General features: G+C 47.8%; 22 protein-coding genes, 2 pseudogenes and 1 other annotated feature. Of the genes and pseudogenes, 21 read left to right on the forward strand and 3 right to left on the reverse strand.

What is annotated here, in order from left to right; translation table 11 throughout:
* The first annotated feature begins 10 nt into the window (after window positions 1–10).
* The 12 genes and pseudogenes from AB1L17_RS22910 (at window position 11) to AB1L17_RS22965 (ending at window position 12,476) form a co-directional block, all read left to right on the forward strand.
* Complete coding sequence (locus AB1L17_RS22910; protein ID WP_412846102.1) at window positions 11–487, forward strand: GNAT family N-acetyltransferase; 477 nt, start codon at window positions 11–13, stop codon at window positions 485–487.
* A 192-nt stretch (window positions 488–679) separates the two neighbouring features.
* On the forward strand, window positions 680–1,354 hold the full coding sequence (locus tag AB1L17_RS22915) for an ABC transporter ATP-binding protein (RefSeq protein WP_412846101.1): 675 nt from the start codon (window positions 680–682) through the stop codon (window positions 1,352–1,354).
* Window positions 1,317–2,495 (forward strand): efflux RND transporter periplasmic adaptor subunit, encoded by a 1,179-nt coding sequence (locus AB1L17_RS22920; RefSeq protein ID WP_412846100.1) that lies wholly within the window; start codon window positions 1,317–1,319, stop codon window positions 2,493–2,495. The genes AB1L17_RS22915 and AB1L17_RS22920 overlap by 38 nt, the downstream gene beginning before the upstream one ends.
* An 18-nt stretch (window positions 2,496–2,513) precedes the next feature.
* The gene (locus tag AB1L17_RS22925; protein ID WP_412846178.1) at window positions 2,514–5,390 is read left to right on the forward strand and encodes an ABC transporter permease; all 2,877 of its coding nucleotides are present in this window, start codon (window positions 2,514–2,516) and stop codon (window positions 5,388–5,390) included.
* A gap of 4 nt (window positions 5,391–5,394) precedes the next feature.
* Window positions 5,395–6,273 (forward strand): ABC transporter ATP-binding protein, encoded by an 879-nt coding sequence (locus tag AB1L17_RS22930; RefSeq protein ID WP_412846099.1) that lies wholly within the window; start codon window positions 5,395–5,397, stop codon window positions 6,271–6,273.
* A gap of 268 nt (window positions 6,274–6,541) precedes the next feature.
* Window positions 6,542–6,979 (forward strand): RrF2 family transcriptional regulator, encoded by a 438-nt coding sequence (locus tag AB1L17_RS22935; RefSeq protein WP_412846098.1) that lies wholly within the window; start codon window positions 6,542–6,544, stop codon window positions 6,977–6,979.
* A 62-nt stretch (window positions 6,980–7,041) separates the two neighbouring features.
* Window positions 7,042–7,431, forward strand: a complete 390-nt coding sequence (locus AB1L17_RS22940; RefSeq protein ID WP_412846097.1) for an IDEAL domain-containing protein — start codon at window positions 7,042–7,044, stop codon at window positions 7,429–7,431.
* 29 nt (window positions 7,432–7,460) lie between these two features.
* Complete coding sequence (locus AB1L17_RS22945) at window positions 7,461–8,024, forward strand: thioredoxin family protein (RefSeq protein WP_412846096.1); 564 nt, start codon at window positions 7,461–7,463, stop codon at window positions 8,022–8,024.
* 33 nt (window positions 8,025–8,057) lie between these two features.
* Window positions 8,058–9,263: an MFS transporter gene (locus AB1L17_RS22950; RefSeq protein WP_412846095.1), complete on the forward strand. Its 1,206-nt coding sequence runs from the start codon at window positions 8,058–8,060 to the stop codon at window positions 9,261–9,263.
* A 54-nt stretch (window positions 9,264–9,317) separates the two neighbouring features.
* Window positions 9,318–9,577 (forward strand) — a binding site (T-box leader).
* Window positions 9,578–9,736: 159 nt separating this feature from the next.
* On the forward strand, window positions 9,737–9,985 hold the full coding sequence (locus AB1L17_RS22955; protein WP_412848889.1) for a class I tRNA ligase family protein: 249 nt from the start codon (window positions 9,737–9,739) through the stop codon (window positions 9,983–9,985).
* Window positions 9,901–11,259 (forward strand): annotated as a pseudogene (locus AB1L17_RS22960) (class I tRNA ligase family protein); the annotation flags it as partial. The gene AB1L17_RS22955 and the pseudogene AB1L17_RS22960, both read left to right, overlap by 85 nt.
* Window positions 11,260–11,501: 242 nt before the next feature.
* Entirely contained in the window at window positions 11,502–12,476 is a 975-nt protein-coding gene (locus AB1L17_RS22965; RefSeq protein WP_412846093.1) for a Gfo/Idh/MocA family protein, read from the forward strand.
* Window positions 12,477–12,565: 89 nt separating this feature from the next.
* Here AB1L17_RS22965 and AB1L17_RS22970 read toward each other — a convergent pair whose 3' ends face one another.
* A complete protein-coding gene (locus tag AB1L17_RS22970; protein ID WP_412846092.1) occupies window positions 12,566–13,156 on the reverse strand; it encodes a TetR/AcrR family transcriptional regulator in 591 nt (196 codons plus the stop codon).
* A gap of 149 nt (window positions 13,157–13,305) precedes the next feature.
* Between AB1L17_RS22970 and AB1L17_RS22975 the strand changes: the two genes are divergently transcribed.
* Window positions 13,306–13,965, forward strand: coding sequence for a DUF2306 domain-containing protein (locus AB1L17_RS22975; protein WP_412846091.1), 660 nt, complete (start codon window positions 13,306–13,308; stop codon window positions 13,963–13,965).
* 48 nt (window positions 13,966–14,013) lie between these two features.
* On the opposite strand, the gene AB1L17_RS22980 is transcribed toward AB1L17_RS22975, so the two are convergent.
* Window positions 14,014–14,691 (reverse strand): hypothetical protein, encoded by a 678-nt coding sequence (locus AB1L17_RS22980; protein ID WP_412846090.1) that lies wholly within the window; start codon window positions 14,689–14,691, stop codon window positions 14,014–14,016.
* Window positions 14,692–14,892: 201 nt separating this feature from the next.
* Window positions 14,893–15,786, reverse strand: a complete 894-nt coding sequence (locus AB1L17_RS22985) for a LysR substrate-binding domain-containing protein (protein WP_412846088.1) — start codon at window positions 15,784–15,786, stop codon at window positions 14,893–14,895.
* Window positions 15,787–15,927: 141 nt separating this feature from the next.
* Between AB1L17_RS22985 and AB1L17_RS22990 the strand changes: the two genes are divergently transcribed.
* The 8 genes and pseudogenes from AB1L17_RS22990 to AB1L17_RS23025 all read left to right on the forward strand — a co-directional run bounded on the left by AB1L17_RS22990 (window position 15,928) and on the right by AB1L17_RS23025 (window position 23,433).
* Complete coding sequence (locus tag AB1L17_RS22990) at window positions 15,928–16,863, forward strand: dipeptidase (protein ID WP_412846087.1); 936 nt, start codon at window positions 15,928–15,930, stop codon at window positions 16,861–16,863.
* Window positions 16,864–16,898: 35 nt separating this feature from the next.
* Window positions 16,899–17,957 carry a DmpA family aminopeptidase gene (locus tag AB1L17_RS22995; RefSeq protein WP_412846086.1) on the forward strand — a complete coding sequence of 353 codons (1,059 nt, stop codon included), beginning with the start codon at window positions 16,899–16,901 and terminating at the stop codon, window positions 17,955–17,957.
* Window positions 17,958–18,004: 47 nt separating this feature from the next.
* Window positions 18,005–18,313, forward strand: a pseudogene (locus AB1L17_RS23000) (alpha/beta fold hydrolase); the annotation flags it as partial.
* Between the two features lie 155 nt (window positions 18,314–18,468).
* Window positions 18,469–18,972 (forward strand): hypothetical protein, encoded by a 504-nt coding sequence (locus AB1L17_RS23005; protein ID WP_412846085.1) that lies wholly within the window; start codon window positions 18,469–18,471, stop codon window positions 18,970–18,972.
* Window positions 18,973–19,440: 468 nt separating this feature from the next.
* Entirely contained in the window at window positions 19,441–20,538 is a 1,098-nt protein-coding gene (locus AB1L17_RS23010) for an NAD(P)-dependent alcohol dehydrogenase (protein WP_412846084.1), read from the forward strand.
* 18 nt (window positions 20,539–20,556) lie between these two features.
* Complete coding sequence (locus AB1L17_RS23015) at window positions 20,557–22,017, forward strand: aldehyde dehydrogenase family protein (RefSeq protein WP_412846083.1); 1,461 nt, start codon at window positions 20,557–20,559, stop codon at window positions 22,015–22,017.
* 229 nt (window positions 22,018–22,246) lie between these two features.
* Window positions 22,247–22,543, forward strand: coding sequence for a transposase (locus AB1L17_RS23020; protein WP_106842155.1), 297 nt, complete (start codon window positions 22,247–22,249; stop codon window positions 22,541–22,543).
* Window positions 22,516–23,433 carry an IS3 family transposase gene (locus tag AB1L17_RS23025; RefSeq protein ID WP_412846176.1) on the forward strand — a complete coding sequence of 306 codons (918 nt, stop codon included), beginning with the start codon at window positions 22,516–22,518 and terminating at the stop codon, window positions 23,431–23,433. Before AB1L17_RS23020 ends, AB1L17_RS23025 begins: the two co-directional genes overlap by 28 nt.
* The last annotated feature ends 567 nt before the right edge of the window (window positions 23,434–24,000 follow it).

A 24,000-nucleotide genomic window follows, 5' to 3' on the forward strand; every position in this document is an offset into this window, starting at 1 on the left:
GGTGAAAGCCATGCAGATTATTTCAACAAGTGATCTGGACAAAAACGTAGTCACACAATTTTTTATTAAACATTGGGGAAGTCCGCAAATGGTCATCTCCAGTGGTGTTTTCCAATGCGATGCGCTGGATGGTTACGCTGTGCAAGGTGATGACAGTGGGATCAACGGATTTATTACTTTTGTCCTCGAAAATAACGAATGTGAAATCATTTCCTTGGACTGCGTGATCGAAAACAAAGGAATCGGGACTGCCCTCCTCAATCAAGTAGAGCAGACCGCCAAAGAAAAAGGCTGCCACCGCATGAAGCTCGTCACCACCAATGACAACCTGCATGCCATGGGCTTTTACCAAAAAAGAGGCTATCTGCTTCATGAGCTGTATGTAAACGCTGTGGCTAAGGCCCGCCAAATCAAACCAGAAATCCCACTCATCGCAGACAACGGTATCCCGATCCGCGATGAAATTCTTTTTATAAAAGAACTGTAAACACCACCGAATATGATGAACCGACGCGGCGATCACTTCTCGAGAATCTACAGAGGAGGGAACGCCGCTTTTGTGTGTAGGTTATTTATTTCTGTTTATATTAATTTATTTCAACTTTATGAAAAATAGCCTTGTTTTTCAGTTACTATTAACAAAACTCATACTTTTCAGATAGATTTCGGGGGTGTCATTTTGTCGTTCATTGCAGAGACAAAAAGCGTAGAACGCACGTTTGGCCGAGGGGCAACTGCCGTCAGAGCGCTTGCGGGCGTAGAAATGCGCGTAGAGTCAGGGAAACTGCTCGTATTAAAAGGCAGATCCGGCTCAGGAAAAACCACCTTATTAAACCTCCTGGGCGGTCTCGATCGTCCAACAGCAGGAAGCGTGTACTTTCAGGGACGAGAAATCGGTCAGCTATCGGATCATCAACGAACGATGATCAGGCAAAAGAACATGGCATTTATCTTTCAGTCGTTTGGCTTGCTTCCGCTGATGTCCGCTGCTGAAAATGTTGAGTTTGGACTGCGGCTGTCAGGGGTCCCTGCTGCGGAATGGAAGAAGCGTGTTCACGAATCGCTTGATTTCGTAGGGCTGTCTAAAAGGTCACATCATCGGCCATTTGAGATGTCTGGAGGAGAACAGCAGCGCTGTGCGATTGCCAGAGCCATTGCGAGCAGACCTACCCTTCTGTTGGCGGATGAGCCGACAGCTGAGCTGGATAGTAAAACGGGTCTGCAAATTAGTCGTTTGTTTCGCCGTCTGGTGGATGATGGTGAAATGAGCATAGTCATGACGACGCATGATCCTGGTGTAATGGAGGTGGCGGACGATGTTTATGAATTGGAGGACGGCCGTATCAAGGCCTAGAAAAATCATGTTGGCGTACGTGACCGCATCCCTTATGTTGACGGGTTGCTCCTTGTTTCCCAAGGAAGAAGAGGTCCTGGCACCTCCGTTGGTAGAGCCGTCCCCGATCAAATACGAGGTGGCGGAAGTAGTACAAGGGTCGATTGTCAAAAGCGTGAGTGGAAACGCTTCCTTCACAACCGTGAAAACGGCAGAGCTCTCATTCCCGGAGACAAAAGGACTTCGGCTGAAGTCTTTTGCTGTCCAGGGCGGCGATAAGGTGAAAAAAGGACAAGTGCTCGCGGAATTGGACGCCGCTGACCTGGAGCGCCAAATTGAGTCGGCCAAGTACGAAGTGGACAAGGCCAAGCTGGAGCTGCGTGAGGCTGAGCAAGATAATCACTACGCAGTCGAATCAGCCAAGCTGGATGTTGTGAAGGCGGAGATGCACGCCAAGGTAAACGAGACCAAGCTCTCCCAAATTGAATTGGAAAAGGCTAAGCTCGACTTGGCGAAATTGCAGGACCCCAAGCAGCGGGAGTATGCGGTGGAGCGTGCCCGGCTGAACGTAAGACAAAAAGAAATGGATCTGGCCAATTTGCAAAATCGCTTTGCACAGACCAAGCTGATCGCGCCTTTTGATGGAGTCGTGCTGTTCGTCAGTAACGAGCAGGTGGGGGATGAGGTAGAAGCTTTTCAAAAGTTGGTTACACTTGGCGATCCGAGCAAGCTGTTCGTCGTGTATACCGCCCCCGATGGTGAGGCTCTGAAAGACGTGAAAGAAGGGATGTCCGTCATTCTCACGGGCAAGGATGACGCAAATGGCGAGGGGACAGTGGTCCAGACACCTTTGAATGTCCCATCCGGTTTACCCGAGGAGATGACAAGGCTGTATCAGAGAAGTTTGCTCATCGCACCGAAAATTTCCCCGAAGGGCTTGGAAGTTGGGACAGGCGTTAGCATTAAAGTGATTTTGGACAAGCAGGATCAGACGCTGATTGTACCAAGAAAAGCCGTCCATGAAATATCAGGCAGGAAGTACGTTCGGGTGCTGGACGGTACTAGCAAAAAAGAAGTCGACGTGGAGACCGGTATCATGACCCAGACGGAGGTTGAGATTCGCAAAGGTCTTTCGGCAGGCCAACTGGTTATTTTGGAATAGGGGGACAGTGTCGTGGCGATGCTGCAAATGATCTTGCGGAAAATGATGAATAACCGCTGGCTGGTCGGCAGCCTGCTGATCGGGCTGATCGTCGCTGTCGGATTGGTATCCAGTATTCCTGCATTCACGTCAGGCATACTCCAGCGCATGCTGACGAAGGACATGGAGGAATACCAAAAGAATGTGAAGCGTTTCCCCGGTGGTTTGCTAATCTCCGTCAATCAAAACAAGCTGGGTAAAAATGGTGTGGCTCTCGTTGATGAAATGGCAGCACACCTTCAAAACGAAGTAATTGATTCACTAAATGTACCCGTTTATGAAAAAGTGACCGTTTTCCGGACAATCCCATTGGGCACCATCCAGCAAAACACGGAGTCGAAACGTCCAATCGAGAGTTCGCGACTCTATTCTCTCAGTGCTCTGGAGCAGCACATGACGCTTGTCGACGGTCGTCTACCTGCAGCAACCCCCGTTGATGGCGTATATGAAGCGCTGGTAACGGAAAAAGCGCTAAAGGATCGGAAAATGGTGCTGGGCAATATCTATGAGCTGACTACGAAAGAAGTAGAAGGACTCAAGGTGCTCGTAAAGCCGGTCGGCGTGTTCAAGGAAAAAGAGGGTAACGATCCTTACTGGTTTGTTTCTGCCAGTGAATACTCCAATGGCTTCGTACTGGATGAACGGATTTATCGTAAATCGTTTTTGGAAGAGAAAAATCTGGTGATCGCAACTCAGATGTATACGGCCCTTCACTACCAATCGTTTCGTATCAGTGATACAGACAAGCTGAAATCAGTCGTATCCGGAATCGAAGGGAAGCTGCAGCAGCACGGATTGAAAAAAGCGGAGATCAACGTTCAGTTTCCCGCGGCTAGCCTCGTGGGCAAGTACAGTGAGCAAGAGAAGCAATTCAGAACCATTCTCTGGTCGCTCTACATCCCCATCTTTATTATGCTGGGTCTTTATCTCGTCATGGTATCGGGATTAATTGTAGAACGACAGCGAACGGAAATCGCAGTGTTGGGCAGCAGGGGAGCCAGCAGAATGCAGATTTTCTTCATTTATTTCATGGAGATTACCATTCTGGGATTATGCGCTTTTCTGATCGGACCATATGTGGGGATACAGCTCAGCAAGTTACTTGGCATCTCAAATGGTTTTCTCGAATTCGTCGATCGCAAAGGCTTGGATGTCACTATTAGCCGCGAAGTTTTCGTGTATGCTGCGTGGACGGTGCTCGCCTGCATCACACTCCTCTTGCTGTCTGTTTTTATGGCAACCAGACAAAATATCGTTTCGCACAAGCAAAGCATTGCGAGAATGAATGGGCAGGCCATTTGGCATCGGCTGTTTCTCGACGTACTGTTGCTTGCGGTCTCGTGGTATGGCTGGTATTCCTTTCGAAATGCCGCTGAAAACGCAGCAAAAACGACCGAAGGCGCTTCGGCCATGTCGATCGATTTCCTTCTCTTTTTTGTGCCGGTTCTGTTTTCTCTAGGTTTTGGACTTCTGCTTCTCCGATTGTATCCGTGGCTCCTACGACTGATGTCTTGGGCAGGACGTTCCTTCTTCCCGCTTTCTCTGCATACGACGCTCGTTCAGGTAGGGAGGGCTCCACGGCAATATCATTTTCTCATGCTGTTTGTGACGATTACGGTTGCTGTAGGGATGTTCAGCGCAAGTATGGCACGGACAATTAATCAAAATGCGGAGGAGAAAATCCGTTACCAAATCGGCGCGGATATTCGTTTACAGGCGGAGTGGAAGAGCGACAAGCCGATCGTAACCGTTCATCGACGAGCAGTGATTGAAGAAGATGGAAAGATAATGGAATTGGAAAAAGAGCCTGTAGCTCCTCCGATTCAGTATATTGAGCCGGATTTTGGTGTGTACAGTCGCCTGCCTGAGGTAGAGCATGCAGCAAAAGTGTATGTAAACGGACTAGCGGAGGCCTCTTTTCGAGGCGATCCTGTGAAGGACATCACCTTGATGGGGATCGATCCTAACGAGTTCGCGCAGACAGCTTGGATGAAGACTGGCTTGCTGTCGCATCACTTTCATGAGTATTTGAATTTGCTGGCAAAAGAACCTCGTGCCCTATTGCTTTCTCGTACCCTCGCTGACAAGCTGAATGTGATAGAGGGACAAACCATCGTTGTCGGTTGGGGAGATACGCGCAGGGTTGAAATGATTGTGTATGCCATCGTCGACTACTGGCCGGGATGGAATCCGACGCCTGTTAAAAGCACATATGGAAGCAGTACGGAAGAACAGTATTTGGCAGTCGCCAATCTACCGTTCATACAAGACAAGATTCACATGGAGCCGTATCAGGTTTGGATCAAAATGAAAGAGGGATCATCTTCCGAATCGCTGTACAAGGGGCTGGAACAATCGGGAGTAGAGCTCTATTGGCTGGAAAATGCCAAACAGCAAGTCATTCAGGTGAAAAACAGCGCATTTTACTTGGGGCTGAACGGATCACTGACGCTAGGGTTCCTGTTGTCCATGCTGGTCACCTTTATTGGCTACCTGATGTACTGGGTGCTTACACTTGGGGCAAGAAAATTGCAATACGGTGTGTTTCGTGCGATGGGGATGCCATCAAGACAACTTCTTGCCATCCTCGCTTGGGAGCAGCTCTTGACGTTTGGCGTTGCTTTTGTGATTGGAATGGCTGCGGGCAAGCTGGCAAACAGTCTGTTTTTACCTGCGCTCAGTCTCTATTTGCACGCCGATAAGCAAGTTCCTCCCTTTACTGTCATTTCCATGCCGCAGGATGAACAAATCATTTATACGTTCATTGCTGCGACACTGGTCATCGGAATCGGGATCGTCGGTATTCTGCTGTCACGGATGCAGATCCATCAAGCCGTGAAGCTGGGGGAGGACTAATCAGATGATCGTATGCGAGAATTTGGTCAAAATCTATAAGGCAAATGATCTGGAAGTGGTCGCGCTGCAAGGGCTGGATCTGCGTGTTGAGACAGGAGAGCTGATGGGCATTATTGGGAACAGTGGGAGCGGCAAATCAACGCTTCTGAACATGCTGGGGGGACTGGACCGTCCCTCGGCAGGAAAGCTTTCCGTCGGAGGAGCTGACTTGTTTCGTTTGACGACCTCCGAGCTGGTTCAATATCGATTGCAGACGGTAGGCTTTGTTTGGCAGAACAACGCCCGCAATCTGATCCCCTATTTGTCCGCTCTGCAAAATGTGGAGATGCCGATGCTTTTGCGGGGCAAACGAAAAAGAGAGCGCGCACACGAGCTGTTGGAGCTGGTGGGGCTGGGCCACCGAAAAAAGAACAAGCTCAGCGAACTGTCCGGCGGGGAGCAGCAGCGGGTAGCCATTGCCATCGCTTTGGCGAACGAGCCCAAGCTGCTTTTGGCAGATGAACCGACTGGCAGTGTAGACACGCGAACGGCAGCCATGATCCTTGATTTGTTTCAAGAGCTGAATCGTTCATTCGGGCTAACGGTCGTCATCGTCACTCACGATTTGGAGCTGGCGCGCAAAGTGGATCGCGTCGTAGCGATTCGGGACGGGAAAACGTCCAGCGAGCTGTTGCGGCGAAAAGGGACAGAGGAAGACACCTCCGAGGCTTGGGATGAGGAAGCTCGTGCCGATACGCATGAGGAATTGGCGGTGCTCGATCAGGCAGGGAGGCTGCAGATCCCAATGGAGTACCTCCAGGCGATCCAGGCAGATGGCAAGCTGCGAATAGAGCTGGAAGAAGATCGCATCATCCTGAAGGCGCCTGCAAAAAGTCAATACTAAAACGCATTTTCCGTTCGTCCTATATTCATTTTTAAAAAGCCCCGCTCGAAGCATCAGCAGTCCGAAAAGCACAGGTACATGTTTGGAAGGAGACCTCCCGAACGCAGTGAGGAAAAAGGCGACTGGAAAACATGTGCCTGTGCTTCCCCCTGACCATAGCAAAATGAACCTCCGGCTTTTAAAAAAGTTTCCCTCCACTACTATTGTTGACATTCCTAACTGTACGAATTATTATTACAGTACTCATCGCAAGGAGGCCGTCTGTGACGTGAATAGTGAATTTACCATAGCTGTTCACAGCTTGGCTTTGTTGGCTCATATCCCGGAGCATATGGCAAGCAGTGAGCTCATAGCAAAAAGTGTATGTACGAATCCAGCCCGAATTCGCAAAATCATGAGCATTCTGCGTAAGAACGGATTTGTGAAGACCAAAGAGGGAATTGGCGGCGGCTATATACTTGCGTGCGACCCGAATGAGGTCACGTTGGCCGAGATTCATCGTTCGATCTCGAATGGTACACTGAAGCCGCACTGGTGTTCGGGTGATCCGCAAGAAGCTTGTCAGGTTTCTGCGAATATGCACGGAGTCATGGATCAGATTTTTTCCGAAGCAGAGATGTACTTCACGAAGTATTTGGAACAAATCACGATCCAGACCGTATTAGATAAAATCCGTCAAGGCTGTCAGGAGAGTTCGCAACAGTAACCTTACAAATTTTTAACATGGAAACTGTAATAATTTCCGTTACAATTAGGAGGTGCTCGAGAATGAATCGAGATGAGTTGTTGGAAGTCGGAGAATGGGTATTGGGCAAAACCAAATTCGGCGAGTTAGTTCAAGGCTTCGTCGAAACAGATGATTCATTGCGAGGTACCGCAAAGGTTTATGTCGTTCAATGCGACAACGAAGAGACGATCGGCAAGCTGGTTGTGATTCCGAGACAGTGGATGGAACGCCTTCCGGTAGGTTCTTTTGATGATGAAGAGCACGTGCATGATCTGATCGATCTCGCCCTCGCAACAAGAGATAGAGAGTGGTTTATGGACCTGACTGCCAAAGCAAGCACCATGAGACAGACGTCAGGGAAGGAAGCCCGCAAAACAAGAAGCTCTTCTATTCGCAATCGATTGGGAACTTCCGCTATTTGGGAGCAATAATTTTTCAACATACAGGAGGAGTACGTATTATGTCTAACGTGAATCAGAACATGTGGTTTGAAAAAGGAATGAGCTTTGCCGCCTACAAAGAAAGCATGAACGTAAACAAAGAAGAGCTGTCCCGCGTATATGATCAGCTCACATTTACTGACGAGGATCTGGCGTTCTTTGGTGAGCTCTCCCAGCGCAATTGGAAAGGGGTCGTGCTGACCGCAGACTGGTGTGGAGATGCTTCCTTGTGCGTTCCTGTCATTCAGCGAATGGCCGAGGAGGGCAACATCGAATTGCGCTTTCTCATCCGTGACGAAAATCTGGAGCTGATGGATCAATACCTGACCAATGGTACAGCACGTGCGATCCCGATCTTTATTTTCCTCGACCAGGATGGCTATGAAGTACGAGTATGGGGACCGCGTTCACCAGAAGTGCAGGAAATGGTTACGACTGCGCGTGCAGGCTTGCCGGCAGCAGACGCTCCTGATTTTGAAGAGAAGCAAAAGGAGCTGTACCGCAACTTCAAACAAAAGATTTCAACTGACCCTGCCATTTGGCGCACGGTCATTGAGAGTGTGAAAGCGAAGCTGCAAGGCTAAAGAGAAAAATCTAACATGGATAGGACTGGATAAATGAATATGAATACGCAAGAGAATAGTCAGCGACCGATTCTCTTTCTGATGATCAACATGTTTATTGCCATGCTGGGAATTGGCTTGATTATTCCGATTTTGCCTGAATTTCTCAAAGAGTTCGGCGCGGGTGGAGAGACAGCTGGTTACCTGGTGGCGGCGTTTGGTGTCACACAATTTCTCTTTTCCCCTATCGCGGGAGAATGGTCCGATAAATACGGTCGCAAAATCATGATCGTATCTGGACTCGTCTTGTTTACGATCTCCAATCTGGTCTTTGCTTTGGCTGAACAGACATGGGTGCTCTATCTTTCCCGTTTGATCGGCGGGATCGGGGCTGCAGCGATGATTCCGTCGATGCTGGCTTATGTAGCGGATATCACCACAGAGGATAAGCGAGGAAAAGGGCTCGGGATGCTTGGGGCCGCAATGTCGCTCGGATTTGTTATCGGGCCTGGTATTGGTGGATTCCTGGCGGAGCTAGGCTTGCGCATGCCATTTTACATTTCCGCCGCAGTTGGTGGTGTCGCAACGATTGGCTCCCTGCTCTTCTTGCAAGAGTCTCTGCCTAAGGAAAAACAACTCGCAGCACGAAACGGAAGAGAGAAGCAGGAAAACATCTTCGTACAGCTGGGTAAGTCGTTTCAATCGTCGTACTTCATCATGCTTGTGTTGATCTTTACGATGACATTTGGCTTGGCTAACTTTGAAGTAATCTTCCCGCTGTTTGTAGACGCGAAGTATGCGTATACCCCTCGTGATATTTCCATCATCATTACAGTGGGAGCACTCGCAGGAACGATTGTGCAGGCTGCGCTGATTGGTAAGCTGATCACTCGTTTTGGCGAGAAGATGCTGATTAACTGGACATTCTTCATGTCTGCGGTAGCCATGGTTCTGATGCTGATCTCCGGGAATTTCTGGTATATGCTGTTTATGACCGTCGTCTTCTTTACCCTGACGTCGATTATGCGTCCGGCGATCAACACGTTGATCTCCAAGAGAGCCGGTGATGAACAAGGCTTTGTGGCAGGGATGAACAATGCCTATATGAGTTTGGGGAATATTTTTGGTCCAGCAGTAGCGGGTACGTTGTATGGTGTGCATTTGAACGCGCCTTATTTGTTCGGAGCCATCATCCTCATTCTCAGCTTGTTCCTGTCGCGCGTGGAAAGCCGTCGCAGTATGAAACGCGTCGCGGCATAACCTTGACATTTTTTTGAAACCAGTGTAAAAAGTAAAGTAATTAAACCAACACCAACAAATTCATTGACGAGAAAGAGTAAGCTAATCCCCTTGTTCCCCAGAGAGTTGGCCCTGGTGCTGAAAGCCAACGTTCAAGACTTAGCCGAAAATCCTCTCCGAGAAGGAAGGCTGAAGCTTTATGGAGTAAGCCGACCCGGAATCCCACCGTTACAAGGGACGCGTATGATGGTACGTAGTAGAGGTGCCGGAAGATCATGATTGCATGAGCTGTCCGGAACAAGGGTGGTATCGCGAGATCAAATCTCGTCCCTTAGGGGGCGGGATTTTTTTGCGTTCTATGTACCTACACTTCTACGCAAACGAAAGAAGAAGGAGTGTACATGATGAGAAAAGTAGACGTAAAAGAAAAGGCACGAGCACGCGAGCTGCGCATTTTGAATCAGTGGAAACAGGAGGGCACATTCCGTAAATCGATGGACAATCGACTAGGAAAGCGAAACTTCGTCTTTTACGAAGGACCTCCGACGGCAAACGGACAGCCGCATATCGGTCACGTGCTCGGACGGGTCATCAAGGATTTTATCGGGCGTTATAAAACCATGTCCGGCTACCGCGTCGTCCGCAAAGCAGGCTGGGAGTCATCTCAACCGGGCACGTACTGGATGAACACGGTCAGAAGATGTCCAAGAGCAAAGGAAACGGGATCGATCCGTGGGAGGTGATCGAGGAATTCGGGGCGGATGCATTCCGGTGGGCGCTCTTGTCAGACAGTGCGCAGTGGAGCAGCAAGCGCTTCTCCAAACGGATCGTGGCTGATGCGAAATACAAAGTGATCGATACGATCCATAACACCCATGCTTTTTATTCGTTGTACGCCTTGATCGATCAATTCAAGCCAGAAGAACATCTACAGAAGTCACCTGTAAATGAATTGGATCGTTGGATACTGTCTCGCTTGAATACCACCTTGCAGCACGTGGTAAAAGGTCTGGAAGCCTACGATTTCATGAATCCGGCGGGGCATATCGAAGCCTTCGTCGATGAGCTGAGCAACTGGTACATCCGTCGTTCGCGGGACCGTTTCTGGAGCAGCGGGATGTCGCCTGATAAAGTATCTGCTTACCAGACACTACGGGAAGTGCTGCTGACGCTGGCGAAAATGATCGCACCATACGCACCGCTGATCGCAGAAGATATGTACGGCAATCTGGGAGGAGAGGGCAGCGTTCATTTGACAGACTATCCGAAGGTGAACACTGATGCAATCGACGAAACCCTTGAGCAGGACATGGAAACGGCTCGTCAAATTGTGGAGCTGGCGAGAAATGTCCGCAACGAAACCGGTATCAAGACCAGACAGCCTCTGTCCGAGCTGATCGTATCCATGGAGCGGTCCTTTCATCTACAGCGTTTTGCAGGCATCATCCAGGACGAGATCAATGTCAAAAGTATCCGCGTGGAGCAAAGCGACAGCAGCTTCGTCACGTATCATTTCAAGCTTAATTTGAAAGTAGCAGGGAAGAAATACGGAAAGCTCGTCGGACCAATCCAAGCTTATTTGAAAGAGCTAAACGCAGCAGATGCACAGGAAGCAGTAGACAAGGGCTTCTTGGATCTGGAGGCTGCAGGAGAGAGCGTGCGGCTTACGCTAGATGAGCTACTCGTGGAAAAGCAAGGGAAGCAAGGCTTCGTTTCTGCTTCTGGCTATCAGCTCCATGTAGCCTTGAATACGACACTCACCGAAGAGCTTGAGCAAGAAGGCTTGGTTCGTGAAGTCATCCGCGTCATTCAGGATGCGCGCAAAAAGCTGGATTTGCCTATCGATAAACGTGTCGTGCTCACACTGGATGTGGACGATGAGCTGCGAGCAGCGTTGGAGAGATTTGATCATGTTTTACGTGAGAATGTGCTAGTGTCGGATGTGTCTTTTGCGAAAGTGCCGGATATGGAGACGGTTTCGTTCGGAGATAAAACGTTTGGCTTGTACATCGGGTAACAAAGCAGTTGGAAAAATAAAAAGCGAGGGAACATGGTTGGTACACCGGTTCCCTCGCTAATTTTTTTAATGTCGTAGCAACACAGTATACAGTTGTAGCAAGCCACATGGAGAAGAAACGGAACAAAAAGCAAGCGCAGAATCAGCTGTCAATCTGACCTACTCAGGAGGAATGTTCAGATAAATGGAGAAAGGGGTAGAGGCACGAAGACGAACATTCACCAGGAAGCGAGGAAATGCAGATGGACCAAGTGAAATGGAACGTTGGGGTTATTGGCGCAGGTGTCATGGGCGAGCGCATGATGAACGCCATCCGCACCCACGAAAAATTTCGAGTAGCCGCAGTGAGTGATGTATCTGCCGAAAGAGCACAGGAAGCCGCGCAAAAGTCCGGCGATGTGCAGTGGTACACAGACTATAAGGAATTATTGACAAAAGTTGAGCTGGACGTCATCTATTTGGCTGTCCCGCCTAAATTCCATCACAAGATCGCACTGGATGTACTAGCGCACAAAAAGCACTTGCTCTGCGAAAAGCCGTTGGCCAATTCCTTGACAGAAGCACAAGAAATGCTGGAAGCAGCAAAAGACGCAGGGGTTGTCCATGCGATGAACTTCCCGCTCTACTATCAAGGCATTTTTCCTGAGGTCTCCCGCAGACTGGAAGAGATCGGGGACGTACACCGCATTGATATCGTGACGCATTTCCATCAGTGGCCGCGTCCGTGGCAGCAAACGCCTTGGCTGGCTGGTCGTGAGCAAGGCGGCTTCATTCGCGAGGTATTGCCACATTTCACACATCTGACGTACGCGCTCTTCGGCGACTTGCACGTGGTTCGCTCAGAGGTAGAGTATCCAGCAGATCATGACCTATGCGAGACAGGTGTGTCAGCCTTCCTGCGTCTGACAAATGGAACTCCGGTCACGATCAATGGTTTGGCAGGAATAGCACATCAAGAGCATTTGGATTATCGCGTATACGGGTCAAAAGGGACATTGAGTGTCGTGAACTGGAGCAATCTGTTTGTCGGTGGTCACGGGGAAGCACTCGTTCCTGCTGAAGTTCCACAGCAAGACCGTCTCTCGCTGTTGTTGGATGAGCTGTCCATTGCGCTGAACGGTGGGGATGCCAGACTGGTTACGTTTGAGACTGGCGTGAAGGTACAGCAAGTGCTGGAAGCGTTGCTTGGACATGAAAAAGTACACTATATCAAATGAAATCTGATAGAGAAGTTTACGGAAAAAAGAGCAGCCAGACAGGGGATTACATCCTGTGCGACTGCTCTTTTCTGTTCCCTTGCCAATTGCTATGACTGAAATGTCTGTAACAGCCGTTCAACATGGTTAATCGCAAAATGAACATGCTTGTTATCGCGGGTGAGTCTGCTAGCCATAATGGCCCCTTCGATGGAAGAAAAGATAATCGAGGCAACTGCTTCTGCATCCATATCGGCACGAAACTCCCCTTGGGCAACTCCTTCTTTCAGGACGTTTTGCATAAACGTTAACGTTTCCAGATAAATGGCGACAGCATAATCGCGAAGAACCGGGAAGGAATGGTCACTTTCGACGGCTGTATTAAGGAGAGGGCATCCACCTTGGAGCGGGGGATTGTATACGGCATCAGAATAGACGTTTACCATGGCTACAATTTTGGCAGTTGCCGTGTCCTGATTTTTCAGTGCGGCCACAAAATGCTCATGCAATACCTCACAAGCATATTTGAAGGCTTCAATCGCAATTTCATCTTTGCTGGTAAAGCCGCGGTAGAGTGCGCCTTTAGTGAGCCCAGTGGCGTCCATGATGTCTTGCATGGAGGTTCCTGTATAGCCGTTTTGATTAAACAGCTCAGCTGACTTCTGGATAATATGCAGCTTTGTTCTTTCGCCTTTACGCATAGAAATAGTCCTTTCGTTAGGCCATCACGGTCTATATTCGTCCAAGTTATTGTAACATTTCTCTTGGATACGGATGAAGGCTTTCATGTAAAATCAAAAGAGACCAAACCGTCCGGTCTCTAAAATCGAACAAAGGGTTGTGTGACAGGATGAACCGTATCAAACCGTATTCGATTGTCATTTTCGTTGTCAGCATCGCCATTGCGTATGCGCTCGTGCAAAACTTTATCATCGACCCGGAGGCGAAAGGTTTTCTCAGTCACAAATCTGATTACAACAAAGAACGAATGAACGCATCTATATGGCTAAACGTCATGTATGTCCATTTGTTTTTTGCCCTAATTGCCCTGGTCTGTGGGGTGGCTAACTTTTCGGACAAGCTGCTCGCAGAGAACCGCAAGCTACATAAAGTAACAGGCTATGTTTATCTTTTTTGTGTTTTCGTTGTGGTGGTCACATCCGGTTATATGGCCCCTTATGTAACAGGTGGGAAAGTGGCGAGCTGTCCCTTCCATCTATTGAACATCATCTGGCCTGTGATCACCATTACCGCGCTCGTCAAAATTAAAAAGCGCCAAGTGATCAAGCATAAGGAATGGATGGTCAGGAGTTTTGTCTTCTTGTTCACCAACATGCTGATTCATCTGGTGAAGCTGATCTTGCAGAAGGTGGTAGGACTGCCGTATGAGCTCAGCTACACAATCGGCGTCTATGTAGCGATGATCGGACTTGTCGTGACGGCGGAGGTTATTATTCGTACGAAATTGAGAGCGCCGAGAAAAGCAGGGGAGAGGATCAGTGCTTCCTAGTAATGAAACGCATCAGAACGGTTCGAGTTGTCCTGATGCGTAGCATTTTTATAAGCTGGTCAAAGCCGGGAAACCCGCTCGGCTCCAAAGCCACAGAGGAGTATGCACATCAATCGGTGCCAAGTCACTGCCAGCAAGAACAGATTCCCACGCCGCAGCTACAGTTTGGCGATCGTTAGCGGTGCCTTGCAACACTTCAGGTGGACATAAGCCTAATTGTACTGTCGCTTTCATCACGTGTGTATCTGGAGCAATCGTGATCAGCTCCCGTGATTTCCAAACGATTCCCGCATATGACTCCAAGACGTACAACCAGTAGTGAAAGATTTTTGGTCCGGATAAATATGGGAAATCGGCTTTGCGCGTTTGTTGCATGATCTTTTGGAGGTGAGAAATGTCATCGTGGGCTGACTCCAACAAGCCACGCACATTTCCCGCTACAGACGAGCGCGCGATTCCTGTGGCGACCCTTTGCCAAATCTCCGGATGACGATTGGGTTGCAAGGCGACGCGATAATGTAGCAACACCTCGCGTAGATCGTCCAGACTACTCTTTGATACGATTCGTGGATAAAACACCCAACGGGAGCGTTCGTCTTGATAGGCATTGGCTACTGCCTGCCATAGTGTGTAAGAATTTCGTTGATAATTCAGGCACATCCCTAAAGTTAATGTATCCAACAGATCTTCTTCGGGGACAATGCCAAGAAGTGCATCTTCAGGCATGATCTCTCCTCCGAGGAGCCCTTCCTTATGTATTTTTACTAAAAGCTTGACGTTTGCAAGAAACGAATCGTGATCCATGATTGTCCTTTCGTGCCAGCATGAGAACACTGCCAGCAAAGCTTTTTTAAAAGGTATTATTCTTTATGATAGAAAGGCAGTGACTAAATCAACCTGACAATCTCACGTATGACTTCCTTTTTCCTACTGCTGCAATGCCTTACTCTGCATTAAAAAATCAATAAACGTACGCATAATCCCGTGAACAGGTGTATCCTTGAGATAAATCAGCTCGAAGTTTCGGTTGATTTGCGGCAAATTCAGGACGTCTACCTCCTGAAGCTCGCATTCACTCAAGTCTTTTGAGATCGCAAAACGAGGCAAAAACGCGATGCCAAGCTTTTGCTTGACCATTCTCTTCACGACCTCGATGTTGTCAGCCTCCATGACGACATTGTTTTGTAGCTGAAAATGGCTGAATGCGTTGTTGATCAGCTTCCAGTCGAGCGAGCCCCGATTGAACAAGATCAGTCGTTCTCGTGCGACTTCCTCGATGGTGACCTGATGGCGGAAGGCAAACGGATGGTCGGGATAAATAGCTAATACCATGTCATCCGGCATCAGTTGAATCCGGTTAATCTGCGGATGGGTAACGGCCCGAGCAATTCCGAAGGACACCTCGTGGTTGAGAACCATATCGAGCACCTGATGGGAATGCCCGGTGAGGATCGTCAGCTTGATTTTTGGGTACAGCTCCTGAAATTGCTGAACGAGGTCGGGCAAAATGTAAAAGGCGGAGACGAATACAGTAGAGATGGTCAATTCGCCCTCTACATCGCCTTGTGAACGCTGAATCGCTTGCTGTCCCTCTTGCAGCATGTGCATGATGCTTTTCGCATAGGGTAGGAACAGATCGCCCTCCTTTGTGAGTGAGATCGTATGACCCGTGCGCTGAAACAATTTGCAGCCCATAGAAGTCTCGAGTGCCTTGATCCGCATGCTGACCGTGGGCTGCGACAGATAGAGCAAATCAGCCGTTTTGCTGAAGCTCCCGGTCAGGGCGACAAAGATGAATGCTTCAATTTGCTCCATATTCATGAGTAGTGGCTCCATTATGTGAATTTTTAAATATGCGTATTGCAATTATTTATTGGATTCGCTCTCCAAAATACATTACCTTAAAATTAACAGAATAGGTAGAGTTCTCAAAGGAAAATAGCGTACAAGGGATGGATACAGATGGCCAAGATGCCGATTATCGATTTGCATTGTGATGCACTGCTGAAAATTTGGGAGAAAAATGGGGCTTTGTCCTTTGCAGATGCGGACGAGCTGGACGTCAACAGGAAACGGCTACACGATGGCGGGGTAAAGCTGCAGTGCTATGCCATCTGGACATCAAATGAATTGTCCACGGAGCAACGTTTTCAGAAAGCCTTGGATCAAATTCATTACTTTTATACTGAGGTTCTCGGAAAACATCCCGAAATGAAACAAATCCGTGATTGGAGCGATCTCGATCATTTGCAAGAGGGAGAAATCGGGGCGCTTTTGACATTGGAGGGTGTAGAGCCAATCGGCAACGATTTGAAGAAGCTGCACATTTTGTATCAGCTGGGCGTTCGCTCTGTGGGCCTCACCTGGAACTTCGCGAATCTCGCGGCAGACGGTGCGCTGGAACCGAGGAATGCCGGACTGACGACATTTGGCAAGGAAATCATCCAGTTCCACAATGAACATAAAATGCTGACGGATGTCTCGCATCTAGGAGAGGGCAGCTTCTGGGATACGATAGAGCTCGCCACATACCCGATCGCAAGTCATTCCAATGCACGTGCGATCTGCGACCATCCACGCAACCTGACGGATGAACAGGCAAAAGCGTTATTTGCCAAAGGCGCGAATGTACACGTCGTCTACTGTACCCAGTTTATCAATGAAACGACACCGACCACGATAGATGATTTGATCAAGCACATCGATCATTTTTGTTCACTCGGTGGGGTACGTCATATCGGACTAGGCTCTGACTTCGACGGCATTACGGCAAAGGTCGTGGGCTTGGAGCATGCGGGTCAGAGTCAAAACCTGATCAACGAGCTGCTCAAGCATTATAAAGAAGAGGAAGTTCGCGGGTTTGCCTATGAGAACTTTCTGCGCAACCGACCCGTATAAGCGAATGGCATAGCCTTGCGAAAGGAATGGAACACATGGCGAAAAAAATACGGGAGCTCGGCGCAATAGTCGGCAAGCTGCCAGTTGGTGAAAAAAACGACATTACGGATGTTGCGGGAGTCCGTGTGGGACATGTAACGATTCAGCATGAGCTGGACAAAGAGGACTATGCATGCACGGGTGTAACGGCCATTTTGCCACATGGCGGCAGCTTGTTTCGTGAAAAGGTGACGGCAGCCAGCTATGTGATAAACGGCTTCGGCAAAACGACGGGACTCGTACAAATAAATGAGCTGGGTGTATTGGAATCGCCGATCATGCTGACCAATACGTTTTCCGTTCCTGCGGTAACCCAAGGGACACTGCAATACATGCTGGACACGAACGAAGAGATCGGGGATACGACTGGGACGATTAACATTGTCGTGGGAGAATGCAATGACGGTCATCTCAATTCTATTCGCAGCTGTATCGTGCGCCCTGAACATGCAAGAGAAGCGATTCAGAATGCAACGGACCAGGCAGTAGAAGAAGGAGCGGTCGGGGCAGGGACAGGGATGATTGCTTTTGGCTACAAGGGTGGGATCGGTTCGTCTTCTCGCATCGTAATGGCAGAGGAGCAGTCGTACACATTGGGAGCTTTGGTACTCAGTAACTTCGGCAATAAAAATGATTTCTTGGGAGCAAATCTGTTTACAGTCTGCAAAAGCAATGAAAACGCGGTGGAAAAGTCCGAGGATGGCTCGATCATCATCGTGCTGGCGACAGATGCGCCGCTGAGTGATCGACAGCTGCTTCGGGTAGCGAAGCGCGCAGGAATCGGTCTGGGACGCACGGGAAGCCATTTTGGGCACGGGAGCGGGGATATTGTCATCGCTTTTTCAACAGCACAAACGATTCCGCACCAGACAACAGCCATTACGGAAACGCGTGTGCAAGTACGTGAGGATCACCCGATTACAAACGAATTGTTTGCCGCTGCAGCTGAAGCGACAGAGGAAGCCATCTACAACTCTCTTTCGCAAGCGATCACGACAACAGGCAGAAAAGGACGCATCGTTCATGCGTTTCCGTTTCATAGCATAGGAGAGTAGCAACATAACCTTACATCTGGTGACATACCATGAGGGTAATAAGGCACATGAACCATAACATGTTTTCCTACCAATTCAACGTACTCCCGCAACAAGGTTTCCGCTGTGTGGCGATGGATATCCGTGGGAATGGACAATCGGATAAACCGTGGGGTGGTTATACGTATGATCGCATGGCAGATGACATCTACGTCGTTTTGGAAGTACTAAAAATACGGGATGCCGTCTTGCTAGACTATTCGGTGGGCGGAGCGATTTCGATCCGATATATGACCCGCTATGAGGGGCGCCATATTTCGAAATTAGCCCTAGTGAATGCCGTTTCTCCGTACGGCGCCCCGAAGGAGCAAGCGGATGATTTTAATAAGAAGTTGGTGGAGTTTATTCACTCATAATTGTGCAAGGGTATAGGAAGCCGTTATTTCTGCCGTGGGTGCAGGATATCGGCTTTTTATTTTCGAATTTACCAAAATATAGCTTTCAAAAGCACATGGAAAAACAACGATAAAGGATGGGGAATTTGAAGAAGAAACAGTGGATTTTTGTTCTACTTTTCGCAATAACTGCGAGTGTTTTTTATTTCCCTATCAAATGCAATCCACCATTGGATATTGGTACACTTGCTTCCAGCGAAGATAATAAATCTGTTGTTGTGGGAATGGGTAACAAGGGCTTTCTAGAAGTGAATATATTGGATGTTTCAGTTAATAACAATGAAAAACCAACAAAAACAAAAGTACAGGTTAGTAATGCTTTACAAGGGTTCATCGTAACTGACAATTATGATAATAAGGAATCCATACCCTATGGATTTCAGAATATAGAGGATATAACGATGAAAGCAGGCACATCTCCTTCTGCTTACTGGAAAAAGGGTACTGCTACGAAAAACGATGAAATATATGGGGTCAGTGTAATTCATCATGAAGCAATAAACAGAGTACATATAAAGTACAGCTATCTTGGGATTACATTTGATGAAATGGTGTTCTTTGAAGTGGAGGTAAATCGATGAGCCAAATGAAAGTGTTACCTGTCGAAGTTCCCTGGATGAATGTAATGGTCTCTCTCCGCTAGAAAAAATATGAAAAAATCAAGAGGCATTGCCCGTTCTTGCAAACAAGAGGGCGATGCCTTTGTTTTTCGTCCTGTTTTGAACAAATTGTTCAAGGTGATCAAGACGATTTGTTCAATTCGTTCAAAGACAATCCACAAATGTACGCGTAGAAGAAGCAGTGATGGAGTACGGATTTCGATCATTTTCATTTTAAAAATATGATTGGCATGAAAATTGCTGAGGAATATTCCCCGGAGAAGAGAAACTATTACTTTATTCTCGACGCACAACACTCGATTGGATTTTTCATCTTTCCTACAGCATGGTGTCATATTCATCTGTCTTTAAGGAATCATAAATGAATCTGGTAGGTTATACCTCGAAAAATGATCGAGTGGTGCGAAGAAATTACCGGAGGGATTTTCTATGCAAATGAAAGCTGCGGTTACTCACTCAAAAGGTGAAGAATTTCGCATTGAAACGATTCAACTCGATGAGCCAAAAAGTGGAGAAGTTCTGATTCGAGTAGTAGCTTCTGGAATTTGCCACACAGATATGATTGCACGCGATCAGGAATATCCGGTTCCGCTTCCAGCCGTTCTGGGACACGAAGGTGCGGGTGTCGTTGAAAAGGTAGGCGAGGGTGTGACTTATGTACAGCCTGGCGATCATGTCGTGCTCGGTTTTGCCCATTGCGGAAAATGCCAATATTGCTTGAGCGGACGTCCGTATGTATGTGAAAGATTTTTTGAGCTGAACTTCCTTGGAAATATGGAGGATGGGACAAAAAGACACCACTGCGAAGAGAAAGGGTTGTCCAACTTTTTCGGTCAGTCCTCCTTCGGAACGTACACGATTGTAAACGAGCGCAATCTGGTGAAAGTAGACAAAGATGTAGATCTGGCTCTCTTGGGCCCCCTTGGCTGCGGTATTCAAACAGGTAGTGGCACGGTGATAAACAAGCTGAAGCCAGAGGCAGGATCAAGCATCGCTGTATTTGGCGCAGGTGCGGTTGGACTCAGTGCGATCATGGCGGCGAATGCAATTGGCTGCGGTACGATCATCGCGGTAGACGTGCATGATAACCGTCTGGAACTGGCGAAAGAACTGGGTGCCACCCATGTCATTAATGCGAGAAATGTTGATCCGGTGGAAGAGATCAAGAAGATTACCAATGGAGGCGTGAACTATGCTGCGGAAACAGCAGGACGACCAGGCGTATTGCGTCAGGCAGTTGACGCGTTGACATTCTGCGGTGTCGTAGCACAAATCGGGGCACCACCACTCGGAACCGATGAGAAAATCGATACGAACGACTTGCTTTTGCTCAACAAAACCATTACTGGCGTAGTAGAAGGTGCTTGCGTACCGCGCATTTTCATTCCGCAGTTGATCCATTTGTACAAGCAAGGGAAATTCCCGATGGACAAGCTGGTAAAATTCTATTGTTTTGATGAAATCAACCAAGCAGTGGCCGATTCTCATAGCGGTAAAACAATCAAAGCAATCATCAAGATGGACTAAGCTAGGAGGACCATAAACATGAGCAACATTTTCAGCGAGTATGCAAAACAATTTATTAATGGCGAATGGCGCGAAGGCAAAAGCCAGAACAGCTATACAAACCGCAATCCATACGATCAATCCGAGCTGGTGAGTATGAAGCTGGCGTCTGTTGAAGATGTGGAACAAGCTTATGCATCAGCAAAAGCAGCACAAAAAGAATGGGCAAAGACGAATGCATACGTTCGTTCCGGCATTATTCACAAAATTGCAGAGGTGGTAGAAAAGAACCGCGAATTGCTCGTGAATATCTTAGTTTCCGAGACGGGCAGCACGTTCGCAAAAGCGAATGCAGAAGTTGATTTTGTGGTCGGCGATATCAAAGAATACGCTTCGTTGCCACTTCGGATGAAAGGTGAAATCCTGCCTTCTTTCATTCCAGGCAAAGAAAATCGCGTGTACCACCTGCCAGTTGGCGTAGTAGGTGTAATCAGCCCGTTTAACTTCCCGCTGTACCTGTCCATTCGTGCAATTATCCCTGCTCTGGCTACAGGAAATGGCGTTGTGGTTAAGCCTGATCTGCAAACATACATCTCCGGTGGATTGGTAATCGCGAAGCTGCTCGAAGAAGTCGGATTGCCAAAAGGCTTGTTTAACGTTGTCGTTGCAGATATTGCGGAAATCGGCGATGCGATGATCGAAAATCCGATTCCAAAAGTCATTTCCTTCACAGGCTCTTCCGCTGCTGGTCGCCGAATCGGCGAAATCTGCGGTAGAAACTTGAAAAAGGCATCCTTGGAACTAGGCGGAAACAACGTGATGATCGTCCTTGAAGATGCAGATGTCGAGCAAGCAGCAAGTGCGGCTGTCTTCGGGAAGTTCCTCCACCAAGGACAAGTTTGCATGGCGTTGAACCGCATTATCGTTCATCGCAAAATCTATGATCAATTTATTGACGCTTTCGCGAAAAAAGCTTCCGTCATCCAAGCGGGCAACCCAGCAGACCCGAACACCTTTGTCGGTCCGCTCATTAACGAAAGACAAGTGGATAAGATTCAAGGCTTAGTCGATCAAGCAATTGCGGAAGGTGCGCGTGTCATCAAACGCGGTGAAGTAAAAGGTACTTTGATGGAGCCAGTTATTCTGGCAGATGTCACGAATGATATGGCGACCGCTAAAAATGAAGTATTCGGTCCTGTTGCCAATATTTTGCCGGTGGATAGCGAAGAGGAAGCGATTCGCATCGCAAACGAAACCGATTTTGGCTTGAGCGGATCTTTGTTTACGCGCGATTTGGAGCATGGCGTAGAAGTCGCTCTGCAAATCGAAACAGGTATGATGCATATCAACGATCAAAGCATCAACACCGAGCCGAACGTACCGTTTGGCGGAGAAAAATCATCCGGCTTGGGACGCCATGGAAGCGACTGGTCCCTGCATGAGTTTACGTCTCCACGTTGGGTGTCCGTACAGAAGGAAACTCGTCCGTTTCCGTTTTAATCGTGAAGGATTAACGTGTAAAAACCAAATCCTCTAGGTTCAAAAGACCGAAGGGATTTGGTTTTGGTTTAAGTAGCTGTAGTGGGGGAAGAATCGCATTTCCAGTCTACGCTTCGGCCTCCGCCCCGCTGAGGGATTGACTGTCCGCTCCGGAATAAAAGTTATGATCCCCTTTAGGTAGACAGAAAAAAGAGCGCAACGTATTCTGTCATTGACGGGGGAGATTTCAATGGGGAACATCCAAAAAACGTATGATGTAGCGTTTAAGAAAAAAGCAGTGGATTTTTATCTGAAAACAGGTATGGGATATAGAAGGAGCGGAAATGAATTAGGAATTGATCCGACGATGTTACGTCGATGGGTGAATCATTTCCAAAAAGAAGGGATAGCTGGACTGGAAGAAAAACGAGGAAAAGTAAGAGGGATTGGTGTAGGAAGACCCAAAGTAAGACCAGAGGATCCAGAGGCAAAAATCAAAAGGCTGGAAGCAGAAAATGCATTACTAAAAAAGCTTTTAAAGATGTAAAAGGTGGGATGGAATCAGTACCTTACAGTAAGCGATTTACTCTCATTGAAGAGCTGGCTAGGAACGGATATAGCATTCTGCTTTTATGTCAACTAGCCCAAGTCTCCAGAAGTGGCTATTACAAATGGATAAAGAGAAGGGAAACGATTACTCCCCATCAACTAGAGGACCAACAAATCAAGAGAAGTATTACGGAATGCCAAAAAGAAGTAAAGGGAATTTACGGATATCGACGGGTGAAGATATGGCTGGAGAAAAAATCCCCTTTACCGATCAATCACAAACGAATCCAACGTTTAATGAGCCAAATGCAAATGCAAGCCGTTATTCGTAAGAAGAGGCCTTACTATGGTAAAAAAGAAGCGTACGTCGTTTCAGGAAATCTGCTAAACAGGGCATTTCAAGCTTCCCGTCCAAATGAGAAATGGGTAACGGACATTACCTATCTCATTTTTAACGGGCAAAGGCTATACCTGTCTGCGATAAAAGACTTATACAACCATGAAATCATTGCGTACCAGATAAGCCGGAATAATGATATCAAATTAGTACTCGATACGCTCAACCAAGCGAAAAAGAAACGAGATGTGAAAGGAATCCTCCTGCATAGCGACCAAGGATTTCAGTACACATCCCGTCAATATAATCAACTTCTAAAGAAAAACAAGATAACACCCAGCATGTCTAGAAAAGGAAACTGTTGGGACAACGCTAGCATGGAGAACTTCTTCAGTCACTTCAAATCGGAATGTTTTTCACGCTATTCTTTCCGAACAGCTAAGGAAGTAAGACATGCTGTAAAGGAATACATCCACTTTTATAATCATGAACGCTTTCAACAAAAATTAAATAACCTAAGTCCATATGAATATCGGACTCAGGTCGCTTAGTGTTGCTCTCTACATGCTGTCTACTTGACAGGGGTCAGTGCAAAATGGCGGGAGCGCTTCAAACGTAGAAGTTTCGAGGGAGTCGGCCATAAGTGAAGCTGAAATTCCCCGCCATTTATTCCTACGCTGGGGCGGGCTCCAGAGGCGCTTGGACTGGAAATGCGATTCTTCTACGCAGCTTTTGTCAAAGTCCTAATTAGTCCATTCACGAGGGAATGCAATGATTTCTTAAGGTTAATCATCGTAGTATCTTCGTAAGCTTAACCTGAACAGTAATCTTTAAAGCAAGAACAACCACTTAAGCTGGTCAGAGAAAAAAGAAGAAAGTAGCGAAAGTCTTTGGGATACCAACCGAAGCGTAATGGAAAAAAGGAAACCTGCCTTTAGCGTCCACCTCTGAGATGCTCCTTAGATGCGCGACTTTGGACGCGGGTTTCGTTTTTTCCATGGAGCTGGGCAGGGATGACCCCCTAGCAGGTAGCCCAAGAACTTGAGCGTTTTCTTCTTTTTTCTCTTCCCCACAAAAGCCCGACTTATGAAATTATCTTTTAAGCAAGAACAACCACT

This window comes from Brevibacillus jepli (assembly GCF_047229145.1).
Lineage (GTDB): Bacteria > Bacillota > Bacilli > Brevibacillales > Brevibacillaceae > Brevibacillus.

What these genes read in the sequence shown, in the direction of transcription:
- AB1L17_RS22910 (WP_412846102.1), top strand. Translation starts at nt 11, where the DNA reads ATGCAGATTATTTCAACAAGTGATCTGGACAAAAACGTAGTCACACAA.
- AB1L17_RS22920 (WP_412846100.1), top strand. Translation starts at nt 1,317, where the DNA reads ATGTTTATGAATTGGAGGACGGCCGTATCAAGGCCTAGAAAAATCATG.
- AB1L17_RS22925 (WP_412846178.1), top strand. Translation starts at nt 2,514, where the DNA reads ATGCTGCAAATGATCTTGCGGAAAATGATGAATAACCGCTGGCTGGTC.
- AB1L17_RS22930 (WP_412846099.1), top strand. Translation starts at nt 5,395, where the DNA reads ATGATCGTATGCGAGAATTTGGTCAAAATCTATAAGGCAAATGATCTG.
- AB1L17_RS22940 (WP_412846097.1), top strand. Translation starts at nt 7,042, where the DNA reads ATGAATCGAGATGAGTTGTTGGAAGTCGGAGAATGGGTATTGGGCAAA.
- AB1L17_RS22945 (WP_412846096.1), top strand. Translation starts at nt 7,461, where the DNA reads ATGTCTAACGTGAATCAGAACATGTGGTTTGAAAAAGGAATGAGCTTT.
- AB1L17_RS22950 (WP_412846095.1), top strand. Translation starts at nt 8,058, where the DNA reads ATGAATATGAATACGCAAGAGAATAGTCAGCGACCGATTCTCTTTCTG.
- AB1L17_RS22955 (WP_412848889.1), top strand. Translation starts at nt 9,737, where the DNA reads ATGGACAATCGACTAGGAAAGCGAAACTTCGTCTTTTACGAAGGACCT.
- AB1L17_RS22965 (WP_412846093.1), top strand. Translation starts at nt 11,502, where the DNA reads ATGGACCAAGTGAAATGGAACGTTGGGGTTATTGGCGCAGGTGTCATG.
- AB1L17_RS22970 (WP_412846092.1), bottom strand. Translation starts at nt 13,156, where the DNA reads ATGCGTAAAGGCGAAAGAACAAAGCTGCATATTATCCAGAAGTCAGCT.
- AB1L17_RS22975 (WP_412846091.1), top strand. Translation starts at nt 13,306, where the DNA reads ATGAACCGTATCAAACCGTATTCGATTGTCATTTTCGTTGTCAGCATC.
- AB1L17_RS22980 (WP_412846090.1), bottom strand. Translation starts at nt 14,691, where the DNA reads ATGCCTGAAGATGCACTTCTTGGCATTGTCCCCGAAGAAGATCTGTTG.
- AB1L17_RS22985 (WP_412846088.1), bottom strand. Translation starts at nt 15,786, where the DNA reads ATGAATATGGAGCAAATTGAAGCATTCATCTTTGTCGCCCTGACCGGG.
- AB1L17_RS22990 (WP_412846087.1), top strand. Translation starts at nt 15,928, where the DNA reads ATGGCCAAGATGCCGATTATCGATTTGCATTGTGATGCACTGCTGAAA.
- AB1L17_RS22995 (WP_412846086.1), top strand. Translation starts at nt 16,899, where the DNA reads ATGGCGAAAAAAATACGGGAGCTCGGCGCAATAGTCGGCAAGCTGCCA.
- AB1L17_RS23005 (WP_412846085.1), top strand. Translation starts at nt 18,469, where the DNA reads ATGGGGAATTTGAAGAAGAAACAGTGGATTTTTGTTCTACTTTTCGCA.
- AB1L17_RS23010 (WP_412846084.1), top strand. Translation starts at nt 19,441, where the DNA reads ATGCAAATGAAAGCTGCGGTTACTCACTCAAAAGGTGAAGAATTTCGC.
- AB1L17_RS23015 (WP_412846083.1), top strand. Translation starts at nt 20,557, where the DNA reads ATGAGCAACATTTTCAGCGAGTATGCAAAACAATTTATTAATGGCGAA.
- AB1L17_RS23020 (WP_106842155.1), top strand. Translation starts at nt 22,247, where the DNA reads ATGGGGAACATCCAAAAAACGTATGATGTAGCGTTTAAGAAAAAAGCA.